11 protein-coding genes are annotated in these 13247 nt (G+C 66.6%); 7 read left to right on the top strand and 4 right to left on the bottom strand.

From position 1 onward, the window contains the following. Both ACU18_RS14580 and ACU18_RS14585 read right to left on the bottom strand, forming a co-directional pair. A partial coding sequence (locus ACU18_RS14580; protein ID WP_197273591.1) for a carboxypeptidase regulatory-like domain-containing protein occupies nt 1–1749 on the bottom strand: 1749 nt, incomplete at its 3' end. Between the two features lie 157 nt (nt 1750–1906). After that, entirely contained in the window at nt 1907–2524 is a 618-nt protein-coding gene (locus ACU18_RS14585; RefSeq protein WP_050686720.1) for a TetR/AcrR family transcriptional regulator, read from the bottom strand. Nucleotides 2525–2624: 100 nt separating this feature from the next. On the opposite strand from ACU18_RS14585, the gene ACU18_RS14590 reads away from it, so the two are divergent. Continuing rightward, nucleotides 2625–2912 carry a hypothetical protein gene (locus ACU18_RS14590; protein ID WP_050686670.1) on the top strand — a complete coding sequence of 96 codons (288 nt, stop codon included), beginning with the start codon at nt 2625–2627 and terminating at the stop codon, nt 2910–2912. Nucleotides 2913–3012: 100 nt separating this feature from the next. Here ACU18_RS14590 and ACU18_RS14595 read toward each other — a convergent pair whose 3' ends face one another. Then, nucleotides 3013–4404, bottom strand: coding sequence for an MFS transporter (locus ACU18_RS14595; protein ID WP_050686671.1), 1392 nt, complete (start codon nt 4402–4404; stop codon nt 3013–3015). Between the two features lie 243 nt (nt 4405–4647). Here ACU18_RS14595 and ACU18_RS14600 point away from each other — a divergent pair, with 243 nt between their 5' ends. The 4 genes from ACU18_RS14600 to ACU18_RS14615 all read left to right on the top strand — a co-directional run bounded on the left by ACU18_RS14600 (nt 4648) and on the right by ACU18_RS14615 (nt 8349). Beyond that, the gene (locus tag ACU18_RS14600; protein ID WP_050686672.1) at nt 4648–5316 is read left to right on the top strand and encodes a response regulator transcription factor; all 669 of its coding nucleotides are present in this window, start codon (nt 4648–4650) and stop codon (nt 5314–5316) included. Further along, a complete protein-coding gene (locus ACU18_RS14605) occupies nt 5313–6755 on the top strand; it encodes a sensor histidine kinase (protein ID WP_050686673.1) in 1443 nt (480 codons plus the stop codon). The genes ACU18_RS14600 and ACU18_RS14605 overlap by 4 nt, the downstream gene beginning before the upstream one ends. Before the next feature lie 25 nt (nt 6756–6780). Further along, complete coding sequence (locus ACU18_RS14610; RefSeq protein WP_050686722.1) at nt 6781–7746, top strand: TAXI family TRAP transporter solute-binding subunit; 966 nt, start codon at nt 6781–6783, stop codon at nt 7744–7746. Nucleotides 7747–7857: 111 nt separating this feature from the next. Further along, nucleotides 7858–8349: a hypothetical protein gene (locus tag ACU18_RS14615; RefSeq protein WP_157407730.1), complete on the top strand. Its 492-nt coding sequence runs from the start codon at nt 7858–7860 to the stop codon at nt 8347–8349. Nucleotides 8350–8355: 6 nt separating this feature from the next. Here ACU18_RS14615 and ACU18_RS14620 read toward each other — a convergent pair whose 3' ends face one another. Continuing rightward, complete coding sequence (locus tag ACU18_RS14620) at nt 8356–9843, bottom strand: XRE family transcriptional regulator (protein ID WP_050686675.1); 1488 nt, start codon at nt 9841–9843, stop codon at nt 8356–8358. Between the two features lie 177 nt (nt 9844–10020). On the opposite strand from ACU18_RS14620, the gene aceA reads away from it, so the two are divergent. Both aceA and aceB read left to right on the top strand, forming a co-directional pair. Then, nucleotides 10021–11337 carry an isocitrate lyase gene (gene aceA, locus ACU18_RS14625; protein WP_050686676.1) on the top strand — a complete coding sequence of 439 codons (1317 nt, stop codon included), beginning with the start codon at nt 10021–10023 and terminating at the stop codon, nt 11335–11337. 111 nt (nt 11338–11448) lie between these two features. Then, a complete protein-coding gene (gene aceB / locus ACU18_RS14630; protein WP_050686678.1) occupies nt 11449–13101 on the top strand; it encodes a malate synthase A in 1653 nt (550 codons plus the stop codon). Nucleotides 13102–13247: the final 146 nt, after the last annotated feature.

The raw sequence follows: 13247 nt of genomic DNA on the forward strand, positions 1-13247 counted from the left end.
CACCGGCGCCGGACCCCACGGACCCGGAACAGCCGTCAACACCGAACCAACCTTCGCCGTCCCGGACACCGTCGGCACCGGCGCAGACAACGTCCCGGCAGCAACAGTGACGGACGCCTGGCCGTGGTACGGCTGGAGCGGCCAGTCATAAACGCTGAGCCGGGCGGTGACTTTTTTGCCGGCGTCTGAAGTCTGCAGAAGGAACGTCCGCTGATTGGACCTGTAGTCCTGGACGCCATTCACGAACCAGTCGTAGTAGGGACCAAAATCGGGGACGGGGCTAAGTGTTCCGTGGTTGACGGTCAGGGTGTTTCCCGCGCTGGGTGTGCCCGAAATGGTGAACGGGGCCGATGCAGTGACGGCCTCGGCGCCCGATGCACCGGCGTGCACGGTCTCGGAGTAGGACGAATACCCGGCTTTGGTCCCCGTGACCTTTGCCCAGATGTCATACCCGGCATCGGCGGCAGTGGGCACATACGTGGTGGCTGTGGCGCCGGCTATGTCCTGGAGCTGGGCACCTTCCTTGGAGCGCTGCCACTGGTGGGCCAGATCCACCGGAGCGGGTCCCCATGCGCCGGGATCAACTGTGAGGGTCTGTCCTGCCTGCGCCGATCCGTAAACGTAGGGCCTGCCCGGAGCCATCGACAGGCCGTCCCGCTCCAGCTGGATTGCTGCGGGCACCCGCTGCCCGGCTGACGTTGCGGTCAGGATGGAAGCGGCTTCCATCGTGGCGACGTTGTTGTAGCACTCGGGCTTGTACCGGTACTCCCGGGGTGCGCCGCCGTAGACCGTGTCGGAAACGCAGAGCTTGTATTTTTTGCCCACGGTCATGCGCCAGTAGATCTTGCCGTTGGCGTCCGAGGTCAGTGGCCCCATTTGGGGGCCGTCCCAGGCGCCGGTTGCGTCGTTGTAGACCCACGGGACGTAACCGACGTCGGCAATGGGGGCGCCGTCCGGGCCCGTAACGGTTGCTTCGATCAGCGTTTCATTGCTCATTACAAAATTGGCGTTGGTCCACTTAACCCCGGCAGGAACAGTGGCTGGGGTGTAGGTGTCCACGGCAGCGGTCCCGTTCCAGTACTTCTCCAGGTAAAGCCGCTGCCCGGACTCGTCCCTGACGCTGATGTAGGCCTTGTTGGGCGGGACCTTGCCAAGCGTGTAATACCCGTTGGCATCGGGTTTGGTGCTGCTGACCTGCCCACCGCCGGCGGGCGACGCCTCGACGGAAACGGCTGTCAGCGGCTGCCCTGCCTGGTTGGTGATCCGGCCGCTGATGGTGCCGTACGCCTCCAGCTGCGGGTTGAACGTGGTGGTGGGGGCAGCATCGGTCACGGCCACGGGCGTCGAGTTGTAGGAGCCCGACTCGTTGTTGTTCCACTCGCTGGCATAGGTTGCCGAGCAGGGCCCGCTGCTGCAGGTGGTCCACATCTTGTAACTGCCGGCTGCCGGTACGGTGAAGCTGTAGGACCCGTCGGCCGCTGTCCACGCGCCGGCCACGGAGGAGGCCGCGGAGTTGTTGGTGTAGGCCCCCACCCACACATCCCCCAGCGGCGTGGCCGTTGCCGTGGCGCTCAGCTTCCCCTTAACAACGCCCTTGAAGGTATAGGTCGCGGCCGAGGCAGGAACGGCGCCGGCGAAGAGGCCGGCGGCCACCAGCACCACCGCCGCCAGGACAGCCCAGGGCCGCGCCCACACCCCCTGCCGTGGTCTTTGGATCGGATGGTCGGCAGCAGATCGCGGCAACGGCATGGGTAAGGTCCTTTTCCCCAAGAAAGTGACAGAAGGGACCGAGCGGTCCGCTGCCATCGTAGGCGCCGGTCCGCAGCAGCGCCATGGGGAGTTCTGCCCGGCGTCGCGGCAGCGCGGCGTGAACGGACGACGGCGGCGCGCACCCGGGAGCTCAGGTTCAGGCTCCTGGGTGCGCGGCTTCCTTAGCCCTGGCATCAGTGAGCAGGGCACCGGCCATCAGCGTGGCAGTCCGCACAATCGCTGCCCGGCGCCGGACGGCCCGGTCCGGCGCGCTCCCGGCCAGGAGGGCGTCGATCTGTGGCAGCACCGGCCAGCCGTCGCACAGCGTGACAACGGTGATCAGCAGGTCCGCCGCGTCCTCGCGGTCCACGCCCGGCAACACCTCCATCACCTGCCCCACCTTGATAGCGCAATGATCGGTGCGGGTGGCTCTGCTAACGGTTTCGCGCCCGCGTTCCAGCCCTTCCCAGAACACCAGCCGGGGCAGCACGCCGTCCGTGGTGTGCCTGTCGAACAGCCGGCCCGCATAGTCGCCAAAGGCTTCCGGGCCAGAGCCGCGGATGGGAACCTCGGTCATCACCCGGATCATTTCGGCGGCCAGGACGGCGTCGAACAGGTCGTCCTTTTTGCCAAAGTATTGGTAGATGCGCTCCTTGTTGACGCCCGCGGCGGCGGCGATCCGGTCCACCCGGGCACCGGCGAGCCCGTTGGCACTGAATTCCGCGGTGGCGGCAGCAAGCAGCAGCTCTTTGGTGCGTTCGGTATTCCAGGCCATGGCACCCATCCTACGCAATTTCCAACCAAGTAGTTGCAATTAGCCGGACGTCCCCGTAGTGTCGCCATCAACATAAGCAACTAACCAGTTGGAGATTTCGATGACTGCCGTGCCACAGCCCGCCACCGACACCCCTCCCGCGGCTGCCCTGACGCCTCTGCCGCCCGCACCGCCGTCCATCCATGCCCGCGCCGTCATGACCTGGCTGGCCATCTTTCCGCTCGTTTCCATCGGCATGCTGGCCCTCGGTCCGCTGATGGACAGCTGGCACCCGGTGCTCCGGGCCATGGGGCTGACCCTGCTGGTGGTTCCGTGCGCCGTTTACGTGGTGCTCCCCCGGTTGTTCCGGCTGCACGGGGCCATGGCCAGCCGCCGCGCCGCCCGCTGACAGCAGGCGTCACTGCAAAAAGGTGCGGTGCCGGCGAAAGCCGGCACCGCACCTTTTCCTGCATCTTCCGCTTACCCCGGCTGGGGCAACCGGGCGTGAACTAGCGCCTTGCCTCGACGAGGTCGGCACCGTCGTCGGACTTGGCAACGTCCCAAGCGTGGCCCTGTTCCTCATCCAGCTGGGTGGGCTTCTTGTTTTTCAGCGCGAAAATGTACACCAGCAGCGACAAGGCAATGGCCACCGTGACGTAGGTGAAGAAGAGCTCGATGTTGCCTGCCTTCTGCAGCGCCGCGCCAATCAGGGGAACCGTTCCACCGAACAGGGAGTTGGCGATGGCGTACCCCAGGCCCACGCCGAGGGCGCGGATGGAGGCCGGGAAGAGTTCGGCCTTCACCAGGGCGTTGATGGACGTGTAGCCGCCCACAATGACCAGGCCGCCGAGCATCAGCAGGAAGGCCGTGAAAGGATCCCGGGTCCCGCCCAGCGCGGACAGCAGCGGCCACGTAAACAGGACGCCGGTGATTCCGAACCACAGCAGCAGCGGCTTGCGGCCCACCTTGTCGGAGATGATGCCGTAGACCGGCTGCAGGCACATAAAGATCAGCAGCGCCCAGAAGTTGATCACGGACGTCTCGGTCTTGGCGATGCCGGAAGTATCGTTCATGAACTTCAGGATGAAGTTGGTGTACGTGTAGAAGGCAACGGTGCCGCCCAGCGTGATGCCGATGCAGATCAGCAATGGCTTGAGGTGCTTGGTCAGCAGGAGGCGCATCGTTCCGGGCTGGGCCTCGCCGGCAACCTTCACGTGTGCGGCGCGCAGCTGGTCGGAGGACAGCGTCTCCTCCATGGAGCGCCGGAGCCAGAGAACCACCAGTGCCGCCACCCCGCCGATCGCGAACGGGATCCGCCAGCCCCATTCGGTAAGCACGGTGCCGCCCATGCTGTTCTGCAGGATGATCAGGACCAGCAGCGCCAGCATCTGGCCGCCCACCAGGGTCACGTACTGGAAGCTGGAGAAGAACCCACGACGGCGGGACGTTGCCGCTTCCGACATGTAGGTTGCGCTGGTGCCGTACTCGCCACCGACGGAGAAACCCTGTACCAGGCGGATGAACACGAGGATGATGAGCGCCCAGATCCCGATGACGTCCTTGGTGGGCAGGATGGCGACGGCGAACGAGCCGGCGGACATCATGGTCACGCTCAGGGTCAGGGCGGCCTTGCGTCCCTTCCGGTCGGCGTACCGGCCGAAGAACCAGGCTCCGATGGGCCGCATCAGGAAGGTCGTGGAAAACACCGCCATGGCCTCAAGGCCCGCCTGGAGGTCACTTTCGGAGCTGAAGAAGTGGGACTGGAAGTAGGCGGCGAAGACGGTGTAGACGTAGAGGTCGTACCATTCAACGAGGTTGCCGGCGGATCCTTTCAGGATGTTGCCCACGGCCCTCCGGGTCTGGGCCGCCTCGTTACGCGGCGTTGCGTGTTGGGTGCTCATCAGTGAACCTTCCTTGGCGTGGACAGTCTCCCGAACGGTTGGAGGACTTCCACCAAGTTAGGGGTGATGCGGCGCACAACCAACGCCGGGACGGCTTTCCTAACACTTCCTTAGGATTCGCCCAGCCGGGCCCCGCCCATGCCGCCGCAGGTATCCGGCCAATGGCCCGCCCCGGGTAATTCCGGCCCGCACGCGATAGTCTCCAGTGACGCTTCCACCCGGCAGCGCAGAAAAGGACAGGCAATGGACGTGCTGATCGTCGAGGACGACGACGCCATGGCCGCTGCCCTGACCGCCGCGGTTGGCTCAGCCGGACTGCATACCACCCGGGTCTCCCGCGGAGCCGACGCCCTGCTCTCGCACCGGAACTTCCAGGTGATCCTCCTGGACCTGGGGCTGCCGGACATGGACGGGCTGGAGGTCCTGCGGAAGCTCCGCCAGGTCACGGACTGCCCCATCCTGATCCTGACCGCCCGCGATGATGAACGCAGTGTGGTCCTGGGCCTGCGCTCCGGCGCGGACGACTACCTGGTCAAACCCGTCAAGTTGGTGGAGTTGTTGGCCAGGATCGAGGCGGTGACCCGCCGGGCAGGGCGCGCCCGGGACAGCGCGCCGGCCACCATTTCCCTGGCCGGGCTGGAGATCGACGTGAACCGGCGGTCCGCCACCCGCGACGGCGCGGTCCTGCCGCTGACGGCCACGGAGTTCGACCTGCTGGCCCTGCTGGCCCGCCATGCCGGATCCGTGGTCACCCGGGAACAGATCCTGGACGCGCTGTGGGGCGATGCGTTCCTGGCCTCGTCCCGGTCGCTCGACGTGCACCTTACCGGGCTGCGGGCCAAGCTGCAGAAGCCCGGCTTCATCATCAACGTGCGTGGGGTGGGCTATCGGGTGGAGGCTGATCCGGCGTGAGGATCCGGGTCCTGGGCATCCTGAGCGTGCTGTGCCTGGCGGTGGTTTTCCTGGTCACCGGAACCATCCTGACCTCGGCGTCCCGGGAGCTGACCCAGGAACTGCAGATCAACCGCGCAGCCTCGCTGAACCGGCTGGCGCAGGTGGCCTTCGATGCCTCGTCCGACGGCGACACCGCCCGGCTGCAGCGCGACATGGACACGTACTCGGGGTTGTACGGGGAGGGCATTGTGGTCCGGGTACAGCAGTCAATGCTGCGGTCCGGCGGCCTGGACGGAGACCGGGCGGACGTCGCTGCTGCGTTGTCGCAGGCCAGGCTCAATGTAAACGGCACCTCGCTGGCGCCGATTGAGCCGTTCGGTGCCGGTTCCCAGCTCATGTTCCGGCCCTTCGGAAGTGCCAGCCAAGTGCTGGGGGCGGTGGTCCTGGAAGTTGACCTGGACGCCGCCCGCCAAAAACTCCGGGAACGCTGGCTGCTGGTGGGAGCTGCCGCACTGGCGCTGGCAGCCGTCCTGCTGCTGGGGGCCGCACGGCTGACCGGCTGGGTCCTGCGGCCCGTCCTGCGGCTGGATTCCGCCGTGACCGAGCTGGAACGGACAGGCCGGGCAGGCAGGCTGCCGGAGGACGGCCCGCCGGAGCTCCGCCAGCTGGGCAGGTCCTTCACTGCCATGGCCGGTACGCTGACGGCCAGCCTCGACTCCCAACGCCAGCTGATCGCCGACACATCCCACCAGCTCCGGAATCCCGTGGGAGCCCTGCGGCTGCGGATGGACCTGCTCCAACTGGAGTTGGCAACGGCCCGGGAACGCGGCGCCGCGGACAGTGTCATGGCGGAGCTGGAACGTGTGGAGGAAATCCTGGACGGCGTTCTTAAGCTTGCCGCCGCCGAGCACCGGTCATCCGAGGACGCCGCCCGGCCGTTCAGCGGTCCGGCCCGGCCGCCGGCCCAGACCATGGACCCGTACCCGGTCCTGCAGGGGGAAGTGGAGCGGGCCCTGCCGGCGGCGGAGCGGGCGGGCTGCCGCCTGGTGCTGGCCCCGCCGCCGGCGCCCAGCGCGTTGGTGGGCTGCCATCCGGCGGAACTCGCGCAGATGGTGGCTGAGTTGCTGAACAACGCCGTCAAGTATGCGCCGACTGCAACGGTCACAGCGAGCCTCCAAGTTGACCCCGGCACTGCAGTGGTGGAAATTTCCGACGACGGTCCCGGGCTTTCCGCGCCGGACCGGGCCGCCGCCGCCACCAGGTTCTGGCGGGCGGCGCAGCACTCCGCGGTCCGGGGGACGGGGCTGGGGATCACTATTGTGGGTGAGCTGGCGGCAGCCAACGGCGGCCGGTTGGTGCTGGCCGCGGTCGAACCCCATGGCCTGGCGGTGCGGCTGGAGTTCCCGGTGCTGCCGGATCAGCGGCTGGCCACGGACCCGGGAGCCAGGCGTGGCTGACGCCGGTGCGGGGCTTTCACGGCGGATGGTCCTGCGGGGCGGGCTTGCCGCAGGACTCGCCCTGGGACTGCCGGCTGCGCTGGCCGGCTGCACAGGTGCCGGCCGCCCTGATCTGGTCACCGTTGCCGGTGGTGAGCCTGGCGGCTTCTACCTTGAGTTCGCTGCCCTCCTGGCCGCTGCGCTGGAACGGCACGGGGTGGCCGGCAAAGCCACTGCCGTCCCCACCGGCGGCAGCCTGGACAACCTGGCGGAACTGCGGGCGGGCCGGGCCACGTTTGCCGTGGCCCTGGCGGACGCCGCGGGCACCGGAACGCCGGTTGAGGCCGGGACGGATCTTGCTGCCCTGGGCCGGGTTTATGAAAACTATGTTCATTGCGTGGTGCGGCGGGACAGCGGCATCAGTGCACTCGGCCAGCTGGCCGGCCGCCGGATCGCCGTGGGCCAGCCGGGCTCCGGCACCTCCCTGACCACACCAAGGATCCTTGCGGCTGCCGGCCTGTCCGCCTCGCCGGAAGGTGCGGCATCGAAGGCGGGGACCGTCGTCGTCCTCAACCTGGGGCTCAACGAGGGACTGGCCGCCCTGCGGGCTGGCTCCGTGGACGCCTTGTTCTGGTCCGGCGGTGTGCCCACGGCGGCCATCGCCGTTGCGGGGCAGGACGTGGCGCTCGGGCTGCTGGACCTGTCCGCGGTGCTCCCGGAGCTCCGCCGGCAGCACGGGGCGGTGTACGACAGGGTGCTGATCCCCGCCGACAGCTACCCGGGCGTGCCGGCGGCGTGGACCGTGGGCGCCGCGAACCTGTTGCTGTGCCGGCCCGACCTGGACGCCGCAACGGTGCAGCGGACCGTGAAACTGCTGGTGGACAACGCCAGTGAGCTGATCCCGGAATCAAGCCTCGGGGTGCAGTTCCTCAGCCCGGAAAGCCTGATCAACACGGCCGGCATCACCCTGCATCCGGCGGCCGCTGCCGCGTACCGGGAGTTGCACGGCTAGGGCGTTTCGCGGTGTTTTCCACATACGTCCGATGGGTCGTGGCTGCCGGATATCTTCGGGCCTAGCTTTGGAGCACAGCCTGTCAATGCTGACAGCGCAGGAGAGGAAACGATGGCCACAAAATCACGCAACGCGAGGGGTCAACGGCATCATGCCAGGTGTCAGCCGGGAAACCCCTTCGTCAACGCAGACCAACACGTGGTTCTGCCCTCGCCAGCTAATGTACGCGAACTGGAAGCCCTCACTCCGGCCTTTATCCGCTGGTTCCGGGCGGGCCCCGGTAATCCTGACGCGACGTTTGTCGTCGAGCATCTGGCCTTCTTCTTTCGCTTTTACCCGCGGGACGAAGAAACATCCTCCATCACTGCATTGCATCCGGAGGATGTGGCCGCGAAGATGGCTTCGCTCCTTCTGCATACAGTCCAGGAAGGAATAGTGGCCATGTACTGTTTGATGCACTTTGTGGAATTTCTCCGCGATTCCAGCCGGTGGACCGGCGACCAGGAATCGTTCCGGGCAGTCCACGGGCTCCTTACCGATTTCATCTGCATCGATCTCAGGGCGGCGCGCCAAAGCCTGGACAGGGCAGTACGCCGCGGCTAAGCCGGCTCAGCTTCCCGAATGCGCCTGCAGGAAGCTGTACACCTCGGTTTCGTCCACGCCGGGGAACGCGCCGGGCGGCATCGCGGCCAGCAGGTGCGAGTGGGCGCGGGCGGACGGCCAGGCGTTTCCCGCCCATTCGGACGCCAGCGCCGCCGGCGGCCGCTTGCAGCAGTTGGGGTCCGGGCACAGCGACTTTTCCCGTGCGGTGGTCTCCCGTCCGCGGAACCACTTCACGTGCTGGTACGGCACCCCGATGGACAGGGAGAACTCGCCGTTGGCGGAGCGCTCCGTCCGCGCTGTGCACCAGTACGTGCCGGACGGCGTGTCCGTGTACTGGCTGTAGGCACTGAACTTGTCGGGCACATCGAAGACGGCCCGCGACGTCCACGCCTTGCACGACGGTTGGCCCTCGATGGCGCCGGTATGGTCCTGCGGGAACGTCACGCCGTCGTTCTCATAGGCCTTGTAGATGATGCCGCTTTGGTGGGTCTTCTGGAAATGGGTGGTGATCCCCAGATGCCGGGTGGCGAGGTTGGTGAAACGGTGCGCGGCCGTCTCGTAGGAAACCGCAAACGCGTCCCGGATATCCTCAACAGCGATCTCCTTCGCCGCCTTGGCCTTCTGCAGGAAGTCCACCGTCGTCTGCTCAGGCAGGAGCAGCGCCGCCGCGAAATAGTTCGTGGCCACGCGCTGGGCCAGGAAATCACCGTAGTTTTTCGGCGTCTCGTGCCCCAGCACGTAGTGGCCCAAGGCCTGCAGCAGCACGGAACGGGGGTCATGGTCCTGCCGTTGGCTTTGCGTCAGGTAAATTCGGCGGTTCTTCAGGTCCGTCACCGACCGGGTGGAATGCGGCAGGTCCCCTACGTGGTGGAGGCTGAAACCCAGGTTCTCCGCGATGTCCGCGATGACGTGCTGGGACAACGGACCGGAGGTGTACCCCACGGCGGCCAGCACCTTCTTCGCCTCCGCCTCGTACTCCGGGAAGTAGTTGCCGCGCTCGCGCATCATGGCCCGCAATCCGCCGTTGGCCCGCCGGGCCTCCTCGGGGGTTGCCACCTGTTCGTTCAGCTTGCGTTCCAACTCGTGCAGCAGCCCCACCTGGGCTTCCAGCACATCCAGCGGAAGCCTTGAGCTGATGCGGATTTTGGGGATGTTCAAGGTCTCATACAAGGGCCCCCGCTGGTAGCGTTCCAGCTCGATCTCCAGGGCCGCCCGGCGGCTTGGCGGTTCGGCCCCAAGCAGCTGTTCGATCCCCACCCCCAGGGCAGCGGCGAGCTGCTGCAGCATCCCGAGTTTGGGTTCCCGCTTGCCGTTCTCGATCAGGCTCAGCTGGCTTGGCGCAGTTCCCACCGCGGCACCCAGGCCGTCAAGGGTCAGGCCTGCCGCTTTCCGCAGGTGCCGGACCCTGCGGCCCAGGCTGATGACGTCCAGTTCGGGGACGGCGGCGGGGACGGTGGACGGCGCAACGTTGCGGTTCCAGCTGGTAGGCGGCATTTATGCAGGATAAGCGAAGAAACGCACTTCTTTCCAGTCTTTTGATCTATTTTCCGGATTGCAACTACGGAAAAGTGTTGTTCACGGAAAAGATTTGCACCACCGTACCGGCCCGCCGGCAACCGCAGCGAAGCGGCCCGGCGGCCGGAACCCTGGCGCATAAACGAGGAGACAACGATGACTGCAGCTTTTGAGCCCGCCCAGCAGACGCCCGGCCAGCAGGCAGCGGCCCTGGAACTTGAGTGGGCTGCCAACCCCCGCTGGGAAGGCGTGACCCGCGACTACTCAGCCTACGACGTCGTCAAGCTCCGCGGCCGGGTCACCGAAGAGCAGACCCTGGCCCGTCGCGGTTCGGAAAAGTTGTGGAAGCAGCTCACGGAAGAGCGCCAGACCGGCGGCTACACCAACGCCCTTGGCGCCCTCACCGGCAACCAGGCCGTGCAGCAGGTCAAGGCCGGGCTGCGCGCCATCTACCTCTCCGGCTGGCAGGTCGCCGCGGACGCCAACAACTCCGGGCACACCTACCCGGACCAGTCCCTGTACCCGGCCAACTCGGTCCCCACCGTGGTGCGCCGGATCAACAACGCCCTGCTCCGGGCGGACCAGATCGAGTTCTCCGAAGGCATCCAGACCGTCGAGGACTGGCTGGTGCCCATCGTGGCCGACGCCGAGGCAGGCTTCGGCGGGCCGCTGAACGCCTACGAACTCATGAAATCCATGATCCAGGCGGGCGCGGCCGGCGTGCACTGGGAAGACCAGCTCGCCTCTGAAAAGAAATGCGGCCACCTGGGCGGCAAGGTCCTGATCCCCAGCCAGCAGCACGTCCGCACCCTGAACGCTGCCCGGCTCGCCGCCGACGTCGCCGGCACCCCCACCGTGGTCATCGCCCGCACCGACGCCGAGGCCGCCACCCTCATCACCTCGGACGTCGACGAACGCGACCAGGAATTCATCACCGGCGAACGCACGGCCGAAGGCTTCTACAAGGTCCGCAACGGCGTCGAACCCTGCATTGCCCGCGCCAAGGCCTACGCCCCCTACTCGGACCTGATCTGGATGGAAACCGGCACCCCGGACCTGGACCTGGCCCGCAAATTCGCCGAAGCCGTCAAAGCCGACTTCCCGGACCAGATGCTCTCCTACAACTGCTCGCCCTCCTTCAACTGGCGCAAGCACCTGGATGACGACACCATCGTCAAGTTCCAGCGTGAACTCGGCGCCATGGGTTTCACCTTCCAGTTCATCACCCTGGCCGGATTCCACGCCCTGAACTACTCGATGTTCGACCTTGCCCACGGTTACGCCCGGGACGGCATGAGCGCTTACGTCGAGCTCCAGGAAAAGGAATTCGCCTCCGAGTCCCGCGGCTACACCGCAACGAAACACCAACGCGAAGTCGGCACCGGCTACTTCGACAGCATCGCCACCGCGCTCAACCCGAACGCGTCAACACTCGCCCTCGTGGGATCCACAGAAGAAGGCCAGTTCCACTAATCCCCAGCCGCCTTTCCCACCCACTTGCCCTATCACCTATGGTCCCTATCGACAGCTGTTGGGAGCCATAAGTGATAGGGCAACGGGGTGGACAGCCAAGGAGCAACTCCCATGAACACTTTCACCGACAACTTCAGCATCAACGGAATCACCCTGACCGCGCAGCCCGTGTGCCGGCAGGACGAGGTCCTCACCCCTGACGCGCTGGCGTTCCTCGCCAGGCTCCACCGGGCCACGGCGGGACGCCGCCAGGAACTGCTCCAGGCCCGCCGGGCACGCCGCGCCGGAATCGCAGCAGGACAGGACCCGAGGTTCCTCCGCGAAACCGAGGACATCCGCAACGACCCCACCTGGCGGGTGGCTCCCCCGGCCCCCGGCCTGGAGGACCGCCGCGTGGAAATCACCGGCCCGGTGGACAAAAAGATGACCATCAACGCCCTGAACTCAGGTGCCAAGGTCTGGCTGGCGGACATGGAGGACTCCTCCACCCCCACCTGGCGCAACGTCATCAAGGGCCAGCTGAACCTGACCGACGCCCTGGAGCGCCGCATCGACTTCACCTCGGAGGAAGGCAAGGAATACCGGCTCCGCCCCGCCACCGAGCTGCCCACCATGGTGGTCCGGCCACGGGGCTGGCACCTGCCGGAAAAGCACATGCTGGTCGACGGCACCCCCATCGCCGGCGGAATCGTGGACTTCGGGCTGTTCTTCTTCCACAACGCCCGCCGCCTGCTCGCCCAGGGCAAAGGCCCCTACTTCTACCTGCCCAAGATCGAGAACCACCTCGAGGCCCGGCTCTGGAACGACATCTTTATCCTGGCCCAGGACCTGCTGGGCATCCCGCAGGGCACCATCCGTGCCACCGTGCTGATCGAAACCATCACCGCCGCCTTCGAAATGGAGGAGATCCTCTATGAACTGCGGGACCACGCCGCCGGCCTGAACGCCGGCCGCTGGGACTACATCTTCTCCCTCATCAAGAACTTCCGCACCCGCGGCCCCCGGTTCGTCCTCCCGGACCGGGCCCAGGTGACCATGACGCAGCCGTTCATGCGGGCCTACACGGAGCAACTGGTCCGTGCCTGCCACAAGCGCGGCGCCATGGCCATCGGCGGGATGGCGGCAGCAGTGCCCAACCGCAAGGACGAGGCCGCCAACAGCATCACCTTCGAAAAGGTCCGTGCCGACAAGGCACGCGAAGCCGCTGACGGGTTCGACGGCTCCTGGGTGGCCCACCCGGACCTCGTTCCGGTCTGCCGCGAGGTCTTTGACGAAGCCCTCGGCAGCAAGCCCAACCAGCTGGACCGGCTCCGGGCGGACGTCACCCCCGATGACCGGGCCCTGATCAACGTGGCCGCCACGGAAGGGACCATCACCGAACACGGCATCAGGATCAACATCGAAGTGGGCATCCGCTACATCGAATCCTGGCTCCGCGGCAATGGCGCCGTGGCCATCCACAACCTCATGGAAGACGCCGCCACCGCCGAAATCTCCCGTTCCCAGCTGTGGCAGTGGATGTACGCCCACGCCATCACGGACCAGGGCGAGATCATCACCCAGCAGTGGGTGGAGGAACTCCTCGATGAGGAATTCGCCCGCCTGGAGCGCTTCGACGGCGACCGTTTCGAGGATGCCCGGGACATCTTCGAAGAGGTCACCCTGGCCCAGGATTTCCCGTCCTTCCTGACGCTGCCCGCCTACGCCCGCTACCTCACCGAGACCCGCGAAAAGGCCACCGTGGAGGAACTCGCCGCGGCCTGACATCCTTCCATCCGCCGGCCCGGCACGCCCCTCGCAACAAGGCACCCCGAAATCCGGGGCGCCGGGCCGGCACGGAACCCCCGTCCCACCCCCTCCCTGAGTGGGTGGGACAATCCCGTTTTGCTGGCGGGCGTTCGGGGTCGCGT

The sequence above is a fragment of the Arthrobacter sp. ZBG10 genome, assembly GCF_001238605.1.
Lineage (GTDB): Bacteria > Actinomycetota > Actinomycetes > Actinomycetales > Micrococcaceae > Arthrobacter.

Excerpts from the sequence above, each read along its gene's own strand:
- ACU18_RS14585 (WP_050686720.1), bottom strand. The coding sequence starts at position 2,524 with ATGGCCTGGAATACCGAACGCACCAAAGAGCTGCTGCTTGCTGCCGCC.
- ACU18_RS14590 (WP_050686670.1), top strand. The coding sequence starts at position 2,625 with ATGACTGCCGTGCCACAGCCCGCCACCGACACCCCTCCCGCGGCTGCC.
- ACU18_RS14595 (WP_050686671.1), bottom strand. The coding sequence starts at position 4,404 with ATGAGCACCCAACACGCAACGCCGCGTAACGAGGCGGCCCAGACCCGG.
- ACU18_RS14600 (WP_050686672.1), top strand. The coding sequence starts at position 4,648 with ATGGACGTGCTGATCGTCGAGGACGACGACGCCATGGCCGCTGCCCTG.
- ACU18_RS14610 (WP_050686722.1), top strand. The coding sequence starts at position 6,781 with ATGGTCCTGCGGGGCGGGCTTGCCGCAGGACTCGCCCTGGGACTGCCG.
- ACU18_RS14615 (WP_157407730.1), top strand. The coding sequence starts at position 7,858 with ATGGCCACAAAATCACGCAACGCGAGGGGTCAACGGCATCATGCCAGG.
- ACU18_RS14620 (WP_050686675.1), bottom strand. The coding sequence starts at position 9,843 with ATGCCGCCTACCAGCTGGAACCGCAACGTTGCGCCGTCCACCGTCCCC.
- aceA (WP_050686676.1), top strand. The coding sequence starts at position 10,021 with ATGACTGCAGCTTTTGAGCCCGCCCAGCAGACGCCCGGCCAGCAGGCA.
- aceB (WP_050686678.1), top strand. The coding sequence starts at position 11,449 with ATGAACACTTTCACCGACAACTTCAGCATCAACGGAATCACCCTGACC.